Consider the following 13,261-nt stretch of genomic DNA (forward strand, 5'->3'; position numbering starts at 1 on the left):
GTGAAGTCGATCACCGCCTGCGCCTGGGCAAATGCCTCGAGCGGGTCGTCGGTCACCGCAACGCCCAGCGCCTGACCGCCCATCGCCTCGCCCACATCGCGCCCGATCCAGTCGTGCCCGGTGCGTTCCAGCGCGCCCACCAGCCGCACCTTGTCACTGTCCGTGACGGTCCGTACCAGCATCTGGCCCATGCGTCCCGAGGCGCCGGTGATCACGATACCTGGAATATGAGTCATGGCATGGTCCTTCATTTCCTGCGCTTGATGCCTCCTACCGTGTTCGGCACCGCTTGGCAAAGCTTCGCTTTGCGCTTAGATCGAAGCCATGGCAAAGAACAAGTTCCACGATGGCCCCGGCCCGTCGCAGCGTCAGTTGCGTGTCGGCGAAGTGATCCGCCGCACCCTATCAGAGGTGCTGGCGCGCGGCGATGTGCATGATCCCGACCTGAACCGGATGTCGATCACCGTGGGCGAGGTGCGCACCTCTCCCGATCTCAAGATCGCCACCGCCTATGTGCTGCCGCTGGGCGGCAAGGGGCAAGAGGACGTGGTGCAGCTGCTCGCGCGCAACAAGGGAGAGCTGCGCCGGGTTGTCGGCAAGAAGCTGGGTCTGAAATTCACCCCCGAGCTGCGGTTCCGGCTGGACGAGACATTCGACCGGCTCGACGATACGCGGCGGATGTTCGATCAGGACGCGGTGCGCCGCGATCTGGACGAGTGATCCGGGCGGCGGCTGTCCTCGCCTTATTGACCGGCGCAGGTCAGGCAGCGGCGGTGGATTGCCGCGACCTGACCCATGACGGCAACCTTTATACCGTGTGCGAGGTGGATGCCCGCAGCGCGGATCTGCGGCTGTTTCTCAATGACGCGGACGGGACACTGCTGGGTCAGTTCTCGACCGTCGACCAGACGCTGCGGACCGAAGGCAAGCGGTTGGCCTTTGCCATGAACGCGGGCATGTATCACGACGACCGCTCGCCCGTCGGCCATTATGTCGAGGACGGGATCGAACAAAAGCGGGTGATCACCAATGCCGGGCCGGGCAATTTCGGCCTGCTGCCGAACGGGGTGTTCTGCCTGCGTACGGGCCGGGCGGATGTGATCGAAACGCTGGATTATCAGGCAGCGAAACCTGAATGCCGCTTTGCCACCCAATCGGGGCCGATGCTGGTGATCGATGGCGCATTGCACCCGCGATTCCTGCCCGATTCGACCTCGCGCTATATCCGCAACGGGGTCGGCACCAGTGCCGACGGCGCGCGGGCGGTGTTTGCGATTTCGGGGAACTCGGTGACGTTTCACGAATTCGGAACCCTGTTCCGCGATGTACTGAAAACGCCAAACGCTCTCTATTTCGATGGCAACATCTCGCGCCTTTACGCGCCGTCGCTGAACCGTGCCGATCTGGGCTTTTCCATGGGCCCGATCGTTGGCGTCGCGGTCGACGATCGCTGAGCCAAATCCACGCAGCATAAATTGACAGCCCGGCCCGGATCAGATAGGTCGCGCGCCTCAGATCTGGACGAGGGCAGGATGGCACGCAAACGCAAGGGACGCGATATTTCGGGATGGCTGGTGGTGGACAAGCCCGCTGGCATGACCTCGACCGCCGTCGTAAACAAGGTCCGCTGGGCGCTGGGCGCCAACAAGGCTGGGCACGCCGGAACCCTCGACCCCGAGGCCACCGGCGTTCTGGCCATCGCGCTGGGCGAGGCGACAAAGACCGTTCCCTATATCACCGACGCGCTCAAGGCTTATGTCTTTACCGTGCGCCTGGGCCAAGCCACCAATACCGACGATGCCGAGGGCGAGGTGATCGCCTCCAGCGACTTGCGCCCCACTGATGAACAGATCAAGGAAGCGCTGGCACCGTTCCTGGGCGATATCATGCAGGTCCCACCCAAATTCTCGGCTGTCAAGATCGACGGCCAACGCGCCTATAAGCTGGCCCGCGACGGCGAAGATGTGGAACTGGCCGCCCGCCCGCTCTGGGTCGAGGAACTGCTGATGGTGGATCGGCCCGACGCCGACCACGTTGTACTGGAGATGACCTGCGGCAAGGGCGGCTATGTCCGCTCGATCGCCCGCGACCTGGGTGTCGTGCTGGGCTGTCACGGCCATGTGCGCGAACTGCGCCGCATCTGGTCGGGCCCGTTCGAGGCCGAGGAGGGCATCACCATCGAGCAGATCGACGAGATGGCCAAGACGCCGGAACTTGACAGCTATCTGCGTCCGCTGGAGGAGGGTCTGGCCGACCTGCCCGAGCTCAAATGCAGCGCGGAAGGTGCCCAGCGCCTGCGTAACGGCAATCCCGGCATGGTCTATCCCGGTGACGCCGAATATGGCGACGAGGCCTGGGTCTCGTTCGAGGGGCGCGCGGTGGCGGTGGGAGTATACAAGTCCGGCGAGCTGCACCCGTCGCGCGTCTTCGCCTTGTCCGAGTAACCTCCGGGGCGTGACGCAAGGCGCAGCGCGTGCTAGGGCACGCCCATGATCACCCGTACCCATACCAAGGGCGACGCACCGTCGACTGCCATCTATTCCGACTGCGAGCGCTACCGCTACAGCCTGACCCGTGTCTGGGACCCGGCCGGGCGAAAGGCGCTGTTCGTGATGCTGAACCCTTCGACCGCGACCGAGGTGCAGAACGATCCAACGGTTGAACGCTGCGAGCGACGGGCGCGCACACTGGGCTTTGGCGCCTTTCAGGTGACCAATATCTTTGCTTGGCGTGACACCGATCCCCGCAAAATGCGCGCCGCCGCCGATCCGGTCGGGCCAGAGAACGACGCGGCCATCCTGGCAGGCACCGAATGGGCCGATCAGATCGTCGCCGCCTGGGGCACGCATGGCGCCCATCTGAACCGTGGACCGGCGGTCGAACGCCTGCTGCGCGGGACCGGGCTGCCGCTGTTCCACCTGGGTCTGACCAAGGACGGGCATCCCAAGCATCCGCTTTATATCGGTTATGCCCAGCAACCTGCGGTCTGGCCTGAACCCGGCACTCGTTAACCATCCATCCTGAACGGCTTTGACGAACCCCTTGCAATGGTGGGATATTTGCAGACAGGGGTGACGCGTGTCTGGAGTAGTGGGATGTTGATGCTCGCAAGTCTGTTGGGGTTGGCCGCCGTTGGCGGCGTCGTGCTCATGACGGGGGGAAGCGAAGAAAACGGTGATGACGAGCTTCTGCCGGAAGAGGACCAGCAGGAAAGCGAAAGCACCGAAACGCTGGGCATGATTTCCGGCGGCGCCGCGCCTGAACCTCTCTTGATGTCGGACGCCATCATCGGCGCTGACGGGCTTGTCCTGTCCGGCGGCAAGGCGGGCGACGTTCTGACCGGCGAAGACGGGGACGATCAGATCAACGGATATGACCTGAACGACACCATCGACGGGGTCGAAGGCAACGACACGCTGCATGGCGTCGACGGCGACGACGAGATCCGGGGCGGGGACGGGTTCGACCTGTTGCATGGCGAGGACGGCGATGACAGCCTGGATGGCGGCGCAGGCAATGACAACCTGTTCGGCCATTTCGGCGAGGACAAGATGCAAGGCGGCAGCGGCGACGACACCCTTTATGGCGGGCAGGATGACGACCTTCTGGATGGTGGCGACGACGACGACGCCTTGCATGGCGGATATGGCGACGACACCCTGTCCGGCGATGCGGGTCGGGACACCTTGTTCGGCGGTTTCGGCAATGATCTGATCCTCGGGGTCGAGGGACAAGATGGCACTCCGGCCGCGCCCGAAGACCAGGCGGTCGATTACCTCAATGGCGGGCAGGGCGACGACACGATCTGGGCCGGGGCAGGCGACATAGTCACCGGTGGCGACGGCGCCGACAACATCATCGCCGGCGACTGCTCGTCGGATGGCGCCCCCATCGAGGTCATGGATTTCGACTCTGACGAGGACCGCTTGATGGTGATCTGGGACGGCCCCGAGGGGCAAACCCCCGAGATCGAGATCAGCAGGGATGCCGAGAATCCCGACATCAGTCGAGTCACCGTGGACGGGCACGAGGTTGCGCTGCTGCGAGGTGGTGCACCAGACGGTGTCGGCGATATCGTGCTGGCACGTCCGGGCGACCTGCCTCTTGCCGGCACCGCCGCCTGAGCTGCACGCGCAGAAAGCCTTTGCTCTCTCTGACTATTCCGCGTATACGCGCGCATCCGCATCGGAATCGCTCTGATGCCGACCCTCTCCATGGGCCTGTGCTGGACGACATCCCGGCCTGCGCCATTCACTCTAACCTGACAAGGAGACCCCGATGTCGATCACTGCCGAAGAAAAAGCACGCGTGATGAAGGAATATGGCACCAAGGAAGGCGACACCGGTTCGCCCGAGGTCCAGGTTGCCATCCTCAGCTCGCGCATCTCGACCCTGACCGAGCATTTCAAGACCCACAAGAAAGACAACCACGGCCGCCGTGGTCTTCTCAAGCTCGTGGCTCAGCGCCGCAAGCTGCTGGACTATCTGAAAGGCAAGGACGAAGCCCGCTATCAGTCGCTGATCGAGCGTCTGGGCCTGCGCCGTTAATCGGGTCCGAAATCGGATTTGGGAAAGCGCCCGCCTCTGGCGGGCGTTTTTCGTTTCCCGATGCCGATCCGGTCAGGCCCCGTAGCGCGCCAGAAATGTATCGACGGCGGCCAAAGCCACCTCGTTGATCTCGGCCTGGGTGAACCGGGTCTGGATGCCAAATACGGCACGTGTCCACAGACGCGTCTTGCACAGTTCCAAGAGCTGCTCGGCGGCCATCGGAACATCGCGGATCACCAGTTCGCCCTTTTCCACCGCCTTTTCCAGATACTCACAAATCTGGCGCTGCCCGTTCTCGGGACCCGCCGCATAAAAGGCACGCGCCAGTTCGGGGAAACGTTCACGCTCGGCGAGGCAGATGCGGAACACCTGCTGCGCAAAATCCGACGTCAGAAATGCCACCAGTTGGGTCGCGGTGATGGTCAGCACCTCGCGCGCGGGGCGCGTTTCATCGACCATCGCCAGAATGCGCTCGGCCATCAGCTGACACTCGGTCTGCGCCACCTCGACGAACAGCAGCCGTTTGTCGGGAAAGTAGCTATAGAGCGTCGCTTTGGAGACCCCAGCCGCGCGGGCAATGTCATCGACATTGGCACCTTCGAACCCGTCGCTCATGAACACGTCGCGCGCACCCCTGAGCACCTGGTCGAATTTGCGTCCCGTGCGCAGGATGGTCGCAGCCTGGGTCATTCCATCTCCACTGATATTCGGTTTTTTCAACCTATTTTGCGACGGGTGGAATTTCAACGATTCGGGCGAAACGGGTTGCAACCGCGTTGGCCCGCGCTATCTTGGAATCATTCTAAAACAGAGGTCGAGCATGCGGTTTCTCTCCTATCGCAAACACTTCCGCGATCTGTCGGAACAAGAGGTTATCGCCTTGGCGATCTCGTCTGAAGAGGACGATGCTCGCATTTACCGGTCGTATGCCGAGATGTTGCGTGCCGACTACCCGGCCACGGCCAAGTTGTTCGACGGCATGGCCGCCGAAGAAGATCAGCACCGCGCCCAACTGATTGCCCTGCACGAACGACGCTTTGGCGCGGTGATCCCGCTGATCCGGCGCGAGCATGTCGCAGGCTACTATGCGCGGAGACCCGTCTGGCTGGTCGAAAACCTCGGGATCGAACGAATTCGCACCGAGGCAACAGCGATGGAGCGCGATGCCGAGCGGTTTTATCTGGCCGCCGCCGCCCGCTCGACCGATGCCGCCACCCGCAAGTTGCTGGGAGATCTGGCCGCCGCAGAGGCGGGGCATCAGGCCACCGCGTCCGATCTTGAATCGACCCATCTGGACGACGAGACCCGCGCGACAGAGGAAGCAACCGCGCATCGCCAGTTCATCCTGACCTGGGTACAGCCGGGGCTGGCCGGGCTGATGGACGGGTCGGTGTCGACACTGGCACCGATCTTTGCCACCGCATTCGCCACTCAGGACACCTGGACCACCTTTCTGGTCGGTGTCGCTGCCTCGGTCGGGGCCGGCATCTCGATGGGCTTTACCGAGGCCGCCTCGGACGATGGCGAATTGTCGGGCCGGGGTTCTCCGGTCAAGCGCGGCTTTGCCTCGGGCATCATGACGACGCTGGGCGGGTTGGGCCATGCCTTGCCCTATCTGATCCCTGATTTCTGGACCGCGACCAGCATCGCGATCTTCATCGTGTTTTTCGAGCTTTGGGCTATCGCCTGGATCCAGAACAAATATATGGAAACGCCGTTCTTCCGCGCCGCATTCCAGGTTGTGGTGGGCGGCGCGCTGGTGTTGGCCGCCGGAGTGCTGATCGGCAGCGGCTAGCGGCCTTGTCATCCGGTCAAATCATGTTACCAATTTCGAATGGTCGAGATCTTTCTGCGCACATTGCCATTTTTCGTGATCATCGGCCTGGGATTCTGGGCCGGTCGCACACGGTTCTTCACGCCCGAGGCGACCGCCTATCTGACCAAGTTCGTGTTCTTCTTTGCCTTGTCGGCGATGCTGTTCCGGTTTGCCGCCACCCTGCCCTTTGCCGAAATCTTCAACGGGCAATTGGTGATGGGCTATCTCTGGGGCACCGCCGGGGTCTATGGCATCGCCTCACTGGTCGCATTCCTGCGCAAGCTCGACGTGCCGACCGCAGCGGTCGAGGCGCAATGCGCAGCCATCGGCAATGTCGGCTTTTTGGGCCTGCCGATGCTGGCCATGCTGTTTGGTGAGGCGGCGATCGGCCCGGTGATGCTGGTCCTGTCGGTCGATCTGATCGTGTTTTCCTCGCTCATCGTGATCCTGATCAATGGCGGGCGTGACGGGCGGCTTAGTCTGGGGACGCTGCGCCTGATCGGTCTGGGGCTGCTCAAGAACCCGATGATCGTCAGCATCACCGCCGGACTGATCTGGTCGTCGCTGCGCTTGCCGATCCCCGGACCGCTGAACGATTTTCTGACCATTCTCGGTGGGGCGGCGACCCCCGGCGCGCTGTTCGCCATTGGCGCCTCGCTGGCTGGACGCTCGGCCGAACGGGTGCAGATCGCCGCCTGGCTGAGCCTGTGCAAGCTGATCATCCACCCGGTTCTGGTAGCACTGGCGGTCTTGTGGGTGTTCCCGGTCGATGCGTTCTCGGCCTCGGTCGCGATTGCCGCCGCAGCGCTGCCGGTGGCGGGCAATGTCTATATGCTGGCCGCCCATTACGGGGTGGCGCCACAACGCGCCTCTGCGGCGATCCTGCTGTCCACTGCCGTGTCGATCCTGACCGTACCCGCCTTTATCGCCTGGGTCAGTGCCGTCTGATCAGCAACGATTGCGGTTCGGATGATGATATTATATGCGGTGTTTTGAATGCATTAGGAGATCTCTATGTTTCCCGCCCGGTTCGCTCCCCTGCTCTCTGCCGCGATCATGTCCGGCCTGATGTCTTGTATCGTGACATGCGTGGCCACCGTCCGAGCTGTCGGAGTAGCTCCGGGCATGGCCGCCAAATGGATGAGCGCCTGGCTGCTGGCCTGGCCCATCGCGCTGGTGGTGCTGCTGTTCGTGGCGCCGTTGACCCGTCGTCTGGTCGCCGCCCTGGTGCGCAGCGAAACCTGAACCCGGCCAGGTCAGGTTGACGGGGCGCCACGCGAACCGCGTGCAGCGGACGCTAATGTGCCTCGGCCCAGTTGGCGCCCCGGCCCGCATCCACCACCAGCCGCACATCCAGTCGCACCGCCGGATCAGCGGCGCCCTCCATCACGTCGCGAGCTGCGGCGATGGTGTCCTCGACAGCGTCCTCTGCCACTTCGAACAGAAGTTCGTCATGCACCTGAAGCAGCATTTTTGCCGGCAGGTCGCGAATGGCATCCGGCATCCGCACCATGGCGCGGCGGATCACGTCGGCCGCCGTGCCCTGAATCGGGGCGTTGATCGCGGCGCGGCGGGCAAAGCCTGCATGTGGCCCCTTGGCGTTGATCTCGGGCGTATGGATGCGCCGGCCGAACAGGGTCTGTACATAGCCATGCTCCTTGGCAAAGGCGATGGTGTCGTCCATGTAGGTCCGGATGCCGGGGAAACGCTCGAAATAGCGGTCGATGAATTCCTGCGCCTCGGCGCGCGGAATGCGCAGGTTGCGCGCCAGGCCAAAGCCCGAGATGCCGTAGATCACGCCGAAGTTGATCGCCTTGGCGCGACGGCGGATCTCAGGCGTCATTTCCGCAAGCGGCACGTCGAACATCTCGGACGCGGTCATCGCGTGGATGTCGAGCCCGTCGGCAAACGCCTGTTTCAACGCCGGGATATCGGCGATATGGGCAAGGATGCGCAACTCGATCTGGGAATAGTCGAGGCTCAGCAGAACATTGCCCGGCTCGGCCACGAAAGCCTCGCGGATGCGGCGGCCTTCTTCGGTGCGGACGGGGATGTTTTGCAGGTTCGGGTCGGTCGAGGCCAACCGCCCGGTATTGGCACCTGTGATCGAATAAGAGGTATGGACCCGCCCCGTATCGGGGTTGATATGGGTCTGGAGCGCGTCGGTATAGGTCGATTTCAGCTTGCTCAGCTGTCGCCAGTCGAGGATGCGCGCGGGCAGTTCGTGTTCCGTCGCCAGATCCTCTAGCACGTCTGCCGGGGTCGAATACTTGCCGGTCTTGCCCTTTTTGCCGCCCTCAAGCGACATCTTGTCGAACAGGATCTCGCCCACCTGCGCGGGCGAGCCGACGTTGAACGGTTCGCCGGCCAGGTCGTGAATCTCGGCCTCGAGCCCCGCCATCTTTTGCGCAAATGCGTTCGACATCCGACTTAGAACATCGCGGTCGACCTTTATGCCATGCATCTCCATCTCGGCCAGCACCGGCACCAGCGGGCGTTCCAGCGTTTCATAGACTGTGGTGACCTGCACGCGGTGCAGCTGCGGTTTGAACAGCTGCCAGAGCCGCAGGGTGATATCGGCATCCTCGGCGGCATAGGCGGTGGCCTCGTCTATCGGCACCTTGTCAAAGGTGATCGCCGATTTACCCGAGCCCAAGAGCGGTTTGATCGGGATCGGCGTATGGCTGAGATAGCGTTCGCTGAGCGTATCCATCCCATGCCCATGCAGCCCGCCATGCATGGCGTATGACAGCAGCATAGTGTCATCGATCGGCGACACCGCAACGCCGTAGCGGGCAAAGATCTTGGCATCATATTTCATGTTCTGCCCGATCTTGAGGATCGCGGGATCCGCGAGCACCGGTTTCAGCAGATCGAGCGCCTCTTGCAGCGGCATCTGCTCATCGGCCAGCTTGTCCGAGCCAAAGAGATCACCCGCGTCGCCATCGCGATGGGTCAGCGGGATATAACAGGCGGCACCCGGCTCAATCGCCAGCGAGATACCGACCAGATCGGCGGTCATCTCGTTCAGGCCAGTGGTTTCGGTATCGACCGCGACCCAGCCCCGCTCGCGGGCTTGGGCGATCCATTTTTCCAGAGTCGCCGCATCGCGCACGCATTCGTATCTGGACGCGTCAAAAGGCGGTTGTTCGGGCGCGGGCGCATCCTCTGTCGCGGGGGCGGGCGCCTCGGTGATCACCGGCGCTTCGGCGCCCAGCTTGTCGGCGATGCGCTTGGTCAGGGTGCGGAATTCCATCTCGGCCAGGAAGCCCAGGAGTTTCTCGGGGTCGGGGTCGCGCAATTCCAGATCATCCAGCGTGAAGTCGAGCGGGGTGTTGGCGTCGAGCGCGACCAGACGTTTCGACAGTTCGATCTGCGCGCGCATGTCGATCAGGGTCTGGCGGCGCTTGGGTTGTTTGATCTCTTCGGCGCGGTCCAGCAGCTCTTCGAGCGAGCCGAATTCGTTGATCAGCAGCGCCGCGGTCTTGACGCCGATACCGGGCGCGCCCGGTACGTTGTCGACGCTGTCGCCTGCCAGCGCCTGCACATCGACAACGCGGTCAGGGAAGACGCCGAATTTCTCGAACACGCCGTCGCGGTCGATGCGCTTGTTCTTCATGGCGTCGAACATCTCGACCCCGTCGCCCACCAGCTGCATCAGGTCCTTATCGGAGCTGACGATGGTCACCCGCCCGCCCGCGTCGCGCGCCTGATGCGCCAGGGTGGCGATGATGTCGTCAGCCTCATATCCCTCCAGCTCCTTGCAGGGGATGTTGAACGCCTCGGTCGCCTGGCGGGTCAGCGGGATCTGCGGACGCAGGTCCTCGGGCATCGCCTCGCGGTTGGCCTTGTAAAGGTCGTAGAGGTCGTTGCGGAACGTATGGCTGCCCTTGTCGAAGATCACCGCCAGATGGGTCGGCGCATCGGGACCATGATCACCATCGACATAGCGTTGCAGCATGTTGCAGAAGCCCGAGACCGCCCCGATGGGCAGGCCGTCGGATTTGCGCGTCAGCGGTGGCAGCGCGTGATAGGCACGAAAGATAAAGGCCGATCCGTCGATCAGATGCAGATGGCAACCCTTGCCGAAAGTGCTCATGCCCGTCTCTCCCTCATTCGCGCGACGCTCCTGTCCTGCCACGGAACGGAGCGGGTTTCCAGCAGCCAAAGGCAACACGGTCGTTTGGCGCGGTCAGGGTCATACGCGCGGTGCCGGAATTTTGAAAAAATTCCGGTTCAGAAAATCCCATTTTCTAAATCATTTTCTTTGCAAGAAAATGATTGCGCCCGTCAGTTGGACTCGCGCCCCTTCAATACGTATTTGCAATCGCAATAGGGGCATTCGACCCAACCGTTATCCTCGGGGATCTGCAACCAGACACGCGGGTGTCCCAAAGCGCCTTCGCCCCCGTCACAGGCAACGCGGCTTTTTTCAACGATCTTGGTTTCCGGCGCTTGGATGGTCATCGCGGGGGCCTTTCTTCAGGTTGTCGGCACTGCGGACATGGATTAGGTCCGTTTATGAGCGACAAGGCGAGCAGGAGCAAGAGCCGCGCATGACCGAAGACGCAATCCGGATCGAGGGTCTGACCAAGACCTATCGCGGCAGTCACGGACAGCCGGAAAAGCAGGCTCTGAAAGGGATCGACCTGAGCGTGCCGCGCGGCTCTGTCTTTGGCCTGCTGGGCCCGAATGGGGCGGGGAAATCCACTTTGATCAACATCCTTGCCGGGCTGGTCACCAAGACCTCTGGCAGGGTCACGATCTGGGGGTTTGACCAGGATCAGAACCCGCGCCAGTCGCGCGCCGCCATCGGGGTGATGCCACAAGAGTTGAACCTCGACCCGTTCTTCACCCCGCGTGCCGCGCTGGAAGTTCAGGCCGGTCTATACGGTGTGCCCAAGTCGCGGCGCTGGAGCGACGAAATCCTCGCCATGATCGGCCTGACAGACAAGGCCGAGGCCTATGCTCGTACCCTGTCTGGGGGCATGCGACGGCGGCTGTTGCTGGGCAAGGCGCTGGTGCACCGACCGCAGGTTCTTGTGCTGGACGAACCCACCGCCGGGGTCGATATCGAGTTGCGCCAGATGCTTTGGAGCAATGTGCGCAAACTGAACGACGAAGGCATGACCATCATCCTGACCACCCATTACCTGGAAGAGGCACAGGAGATGTGTGATCAGATTGCCATCATAAACCAAGGTCAGGTGGTGGCGCGGGACAGCACCGCCAACCTGCTCGACCGCCTCGACGCGCGCGCGATGATAATCTTGCCCGAGGGGCCATTGACCAACATGCCCAAGGGTCCGGGGATCGAGGCCGAAGCGCGCGCCGACGGCACTCTGGCATTGCGCTATCACAGCCAGAGCACCAGCGCGGAGGCTGTGCTGGAAGCGGTCCGCTCCGCTGGCATCCGCATTCGCGACGTGCGCACCGAACAGGCCGATCTCGAGGATGTTTTCCTGGCACTGACGTCATCAGCCTGACCTGCCCCGATCATGCCCGGTCGATCCGTGCCTGGTAACAGTTGTTGCGGGCCGATCGCACATGCGCATAGGCAACATCAGGTCGTCTCAGCATCGTCTTTGCCGCCTCTAGCAAACCGTCCGCCAGCACCACCTGCCCTGTGCCATAGACGATGCGGTCGTCACGCCCATAGCCCTTGATCAGGTAGTCGGGCGAACTGGTCAGCACCTCGGGCAACGGGGTGTCCTCGGCATGGCGGTTACAGGGTTCGGCGCAGACAAAGATCGGCCCTGTCTCGGCATAGGGGTGCAGCCCATCAAACGGGCGATGCGCCAGGATCAGCATCGGCGCCCCCTGCGGTATGTAGCGCAGGCAATGACGGCATGGGTTGCCAGCCCCGTCTGATAGGGCGCGTTCGGGGTGGTTGCCATAGGCGTCGGTTGCGCCTTTCTGCCAGGCGCGGACGGTTTCAGTTGCCAATGCGGTGATGCGGATCATGAGGCTCTCCTGTCTGAACACACCGCTGGTATCGCGCAACAAGCCTGTGACCGCGACCCGGTTCCTGCGGGTTCAGCCGCAGGACAGCCGGGTCACCATTCCCGTCTTGTCCGTCGAGACGTTCAGTCGATTGGGTCTGTAATCCTGTGTGACAAGACTATCGGGGCCGATCACGCGGGCGCCTTCGGGTAGACGGTAACTGATTTCGGAAACCGGCTGTCCGACGATGTCCCCAAGTTCATCCCCCTTGCAAAAGCTGAGATCGACTGGCGCCGGCTCCTCTGTGAGAGGTTCCTCGACCTGAGCTGCACAGGCGACGATCAACAGAAAGATCGGGATAAATCGATACATTGGCGTTCCTTTTTTGACAAATGTCGGTTCCGTGTGGTCAGGTGCGGTCGGAACCTGACACGAAACCGGTATCAAAGAAAACCGGCTTCAGGGTCGGGACGCAAAGGATCGGGACAAGGAGAGACGAGATGCGGACGCGCGCGGCGGTAGCGATTGAGGCGGGCAAGCCTTTGGAAGTGATGGAGGTGAACCTCGAAGGGCCGAAGGCCGGCGAGGTTCTGGTGGAGATCAAGGCCACCGGCATCTGTCACACCGATGAATTCACCCTCTCGGGCGCCGATCCCGAGGGGCTGTTCCCGGCCATTCTGGGCCACGAGGGCGCGGGCGTCGTGCTCGAGGTCGGCCCGGGCGTCACCTCGCTCAAACCCGGTGACCACGTGATTCCGCTCTACACGCCGGAATGCCGCCAGTGCGAGTATTGCCTGAGCGGCAAGACCAACCTCTGCCAGGCCATTCGTGCCACCCAAGGTCAGGGCCTGATGCCCGACGGCACCACCCGGTTTTCCATGCTCGATGGCACGCCGATCCTGCATTACATGGGCTGCTCAACCTTTTCCAACCACACTGTCCTGCCCGAGATCG

At 62.7% G+C, this 13,261-nt stretch carries 16 protein-coding genes and 1 pseudogene; 11 read left to right on the top strand and 6 right to left on the bottom strand.

Annotated features, from left to right (window positions below):
• Window positions 1-236 (bottom strand): annotated as a pseudogene (locus AC2FL1_RS22605) (4-hydroxy-tetrahydrodipicolinate reductase); the annotation flags it as partial.
• 88 nt (window positions 237-324) lie between these two features.
• On the opposite strand from AC2FL1_RS22605, the gene rbfA reads away from it, so the two are divergent.
• From rbfA to rpsO, 6 genes are all read left to right on the top strand, one after another.
• Window positions 325-720, top strand: a complete 396-nt coding sequence (rbfA, locus tag AC2FL1_RS22610) for a 30S ribosome-binding factor RbfA (RefSeq protein ID WP_496829951.1) — start codon at window positions 325-327, stop codon at window positions 718-720.
• The gene (locus AC2FL1_RS22615) at window positions 717-1,454 is read left to right on the top strand and encodes a phosphodiester glycosidase family protein (RefSeq protein WP_496829953.1); all 738 of its coding nucleotides are present in this window, start codon (window positions 717-719) and stop codon (window positions 1,452-1,454) included. Before rbfA ends, AC2FL1_RS22615 begins: the two co-directional genes overlap by 4 nt.
• Before the next feature lie 78 nt (window positions 1,455-1,532).
• Complete coding sequence (gene truB, locus AC2FL1_RS22620) at window positions 1,533-2,444, top strand: tRNA pseudouridine(55) synthase TruB (RefSeq protein WP_496878421.1); 912 nt, start codon at window positions 1,533-1,535, stop codon at window positions 2,442-2,444.
• A 45-nt stretch (window positions 2,445-2,489) separates the two neighbouring features.
• A complete protein-coding gene (locus AC2FL1_RS22625) occupies window positions 2,490-3,011 on the top strand; it encodes a DUF1643 domain-containing protein (protein WP_496878422.1) in 522 nt (173 codons plus the stop codon).
• Window positions 3,012-3,095: 84 nt separating this feature from the next.
• Window positions 3,096-4,124: a calcium-binding protein gene (locus AC2FL1_RS22630; protein WP_496878423.1), complete on the top strand. Its 1,029-nt coding sequence runs from the start codon at window positions 3,096-3,098 to the stop codon at window positions 4,122-4,124.
• Window positions 4,125-4,278: 154 nt separating this feature from the next.
• On the top strand, window positions 4,279-4,548 hold the full coding sequence (gene rpsO, locus AC2FL1_RS22635; RefSeq protein ID WP_234145791.1) for a 30S ribosomal protein S15: 270 nt from the start codon (window positions 4,279-4,281) through the stop codon (window positions 4,546-4,548).
• A 72-nt stretch (window positions 4,549-4,620) separates the two neighbouring features.
• Here the strand turns inward: rpsO and AC2FL1_RS22640 are convergent, their stop codons facing one another.
• Window positions 4,621-5,238, bottom strand: a complete 618-nt coding sequence (locus AC2FL1_RS22640; protein ID WP_496829962.1) for a TetR/AcrR family transcriptional regulator — start codon at window positions 5,236-5,238, stop codon at window positions 4,621-4,623.
• Between the two features lie 130 nt (window positions 5,239-5,368).
• Between AC2FL1_RS22640 and mbfA the strand changes: the two genes are divergently transcribed.
• From mbfA to AC2FL1_RS22655, 3 genes are all read left to right on the top strand, one after another.
• Window positions 5,369-6,343, top strand: a complete 975-nt coding sequence (mbfA, locus tag AC2FL1_RS22645) for an iron exporter MbfA (RefSeq protein WP_496878424.1) — start codon at window positions 5,369-5,371, stop codon at window positions 6,341-6,343.
• Window positions 6,344-6,382: 39 nt separating this feature from the next.
• Window positions 6,383-7,312: an AEC family transporter gene (locus AC2FL1_RS22650; protein ID WP_234221965.1), complete on the top strand. Its 930-nt coding sequence runs from the start codon at window positions 6,383-6,385 to the stop codon at window positions 7,310-7,312.
• A gap of 66 nt (window positions 7,313-7,378) precedes the next feature.
• Window positions 7,379-7,609: a DUF2798 domain-containing protein gene (locus AC2FL1_RS22655; RefSeq protein WP_496878425.1), complete on the top strand. Its 231-nt coding sequence runs from the start codon at window positions 7,379-7,381 to the stop codon at window positions 7,607-7,609.
• Window positions 7,610-7,661: 52 nt separating this feature from the next.
• Here AC2FL1_RS22655 and polA read toward each other — a convergent pair whose 3' ends face one another.
• Window positions 7,662-10,463: a DNA polymerase I gene (gene polA, locus AC2FL1_RS22660; protein ID WP_496878426.1), complete on the bottom strand. Its 2,802-nt coding sequence runs from the start codon at window positions 10,461-10,463 to the stop codon at window positions 7,662-7,664.
• A 191-nt stretch (window positions 10,464-10,654) separates the two neighbouring features.
• Window positions 10,655-10,831 carry a zinc-finger domain-containing protein gene (locus AC2FL1_RS22665; RefSeq protein WP_496829971.1) on the bottom strand — a complete coding sequence of 59 codons (177 nt, stop codon included), beginning with the start codon at window positions 10,829-10,831 and terminating at the stop codon, window positions 10,655-10,657.
• A gap of 89 nt (window positions 10,832-10,920) precedes the next feature.
• Between AC2FL1_RS22665 and AC2FL1_RS22670 the strand changes: the two genes are divergently transcribed.
• A complete protein-coding gene (locus AC2FL1_RS22670) occupies window positions 10,921-11,850 on the top strand; it encodes an ABC transporter ATP-binding protein (protein ID WP_496829973.1) in 930 nt (309 codons plus the stop codon).
• A 10-nt stretch (window positions 11,851-11,860) separates the two neighbouring features.
• Here the strand turns inward: AC2FL1_RS22670 and AC2FL1_RS22675 are convergent, their stop codons facing one another.
• Together AC2FL1_RS22675 and AC2FL1_RS22680 are read right to left on the bottom strand one after the other, a co-directional pair.
• Window positions 11,861-12,328 carry a DUF1203 domain-containing protein gene (locus AC2FL1_RS22675; protein WP_496878427.1) on the bottom strand — a complete coding sequence of 156 codons (468 nt, stop codon included), beginning with the start codon at window positions 12,326-12,328 and terminating at the stop codon, window positions 11,861-11,863.
• Window positions 12,329-12,400: 72 nt separating this feature from the next.
• Window positions 12,401-12,679 (bottom strand): I78 family peptidase inhibitor, encoded by a 279-nt coding sequence (locus tag AC2FL1_RS22680; protein WP_496878428.1) that lies wholly within the window; start codon window positions 12,677-12,679, stop codon window positions 12,401-12,403.
• A gap of 128 nt (window positions 12,680-12,807) precedes the next feature.
• Between AC2FL1_RS22680 and AC2FL1_RS22685 the strand changes: the two genes are divergently transcribed.
• Window positions 12,808-13,261 (top strand): alcohol dehydrogenase catalytic domain-containing protein (locus tag AC2FL1_RS22685; protein ID WP_496878429.1); only part of this gene is annotated, 454 nt, incomplete at its 3' end.

The sequence above is a fragment of the Ruegeria sp. YKSF070 genome (assembly GCF_059612725.1).

Bases quoted from the DNA above. Each gene is read 5' to 3' on its own strand.
- rbfA (WP_496829951.1), top strand. From the start codon at position 325: ATGGCAAAGAACAAGTTCCACGATGGCCCCGGCCCGTCGCAGCGTCAG.
- mbfA (WP_496878424.1), top strand. From the start codon at position 5,369: ATGCGGTTTCTCTCCTATCGCAAACACTTCCGCGATCTGTCGGAACAA.
- truB (WP_496878421.1), top strand. From the start codon at position 1,533: ATGGCACGCAAACGCAAGGGACGCGATATTTCGGGATGGCTGGTGGTG.
- AC2FL1_RS22665 (WP_496829971.1), bottom strand. From the start codon at position 10,831: ATGACCATCCAAGCGCCGGAAACCAAGATCGTTGAAAAAAGCCGCGTT.
- AC2FL1_RS22625 (WP_496878422.1), top strand. From the start codon at position 2,490: ATGATCACCCGTACCCATACCAAGGGCGACGCACCGTCGACTGCCATC.
- rpsO (WP_234145791.1), top strand. From the start codon at position 4,279: ATGTCGATCACTGCCGAAGAAAAAGCACGCGTGATGAAGGAATATGGC.
- AC2FL1_RS22675 (WP_496878427.1), bottom strand. From the start codon at position 12,328: ATGATCCGCATCACCGCATTGGCAACTGAAACCGTCCGCGCCTGGCAG.
- AC2FL1_RS22650 (WP_234221965.1), top strand. From the start codon at position 6,383: ATGGTCGAGATCTTTCTGCGCACATTGCCATTTTTCGTGATCATCGGC.
- AC2FL1_RS22655 (WP_496878425.1), top strand. From the start codon at position 7,379: ATGTTTCCCGCCCGGTTCGCTCCCCTGCTCTCTGCCGCGATCATGTCC.
- polA (WP_496878426.1), bottom strand. From the start codon at position 10,463: ATGAGCACTTTCGGCAAGGGTTGCCATCTGCATCTGATCGACGGATCG.
- AC2FL1_RS22680 (WP_496878428.1), bottom strand. From the start codon at position 12,679: ATGTATCGATTTATCCCGATCTTTCTGTTGATCGTCGCCTGTGCAGCT.
- AC2FL1_RS22630 (WP_496878423.1), top strand. From the start codon at position 3,096: ATGTTGATGCTCGCAAGTCTGTTGGGGTTGGCCGCCGTTGGCGGCGTC.
- AC2FL1_RS22670 (WP_496829973.1), top strand. From the start codon at position 10,921: ATGACCGAAGACGCAATCCGGATCGAGGGTCTGACCAAGACCTATCGC.
- AC2FL1_RS22640 (WP_496829962.1), bottom strand. From the start codon at position 5,238: ATGACCCAGGCTGCGACCATCCTGCGCACGGGACGCAAATTCGACCAG.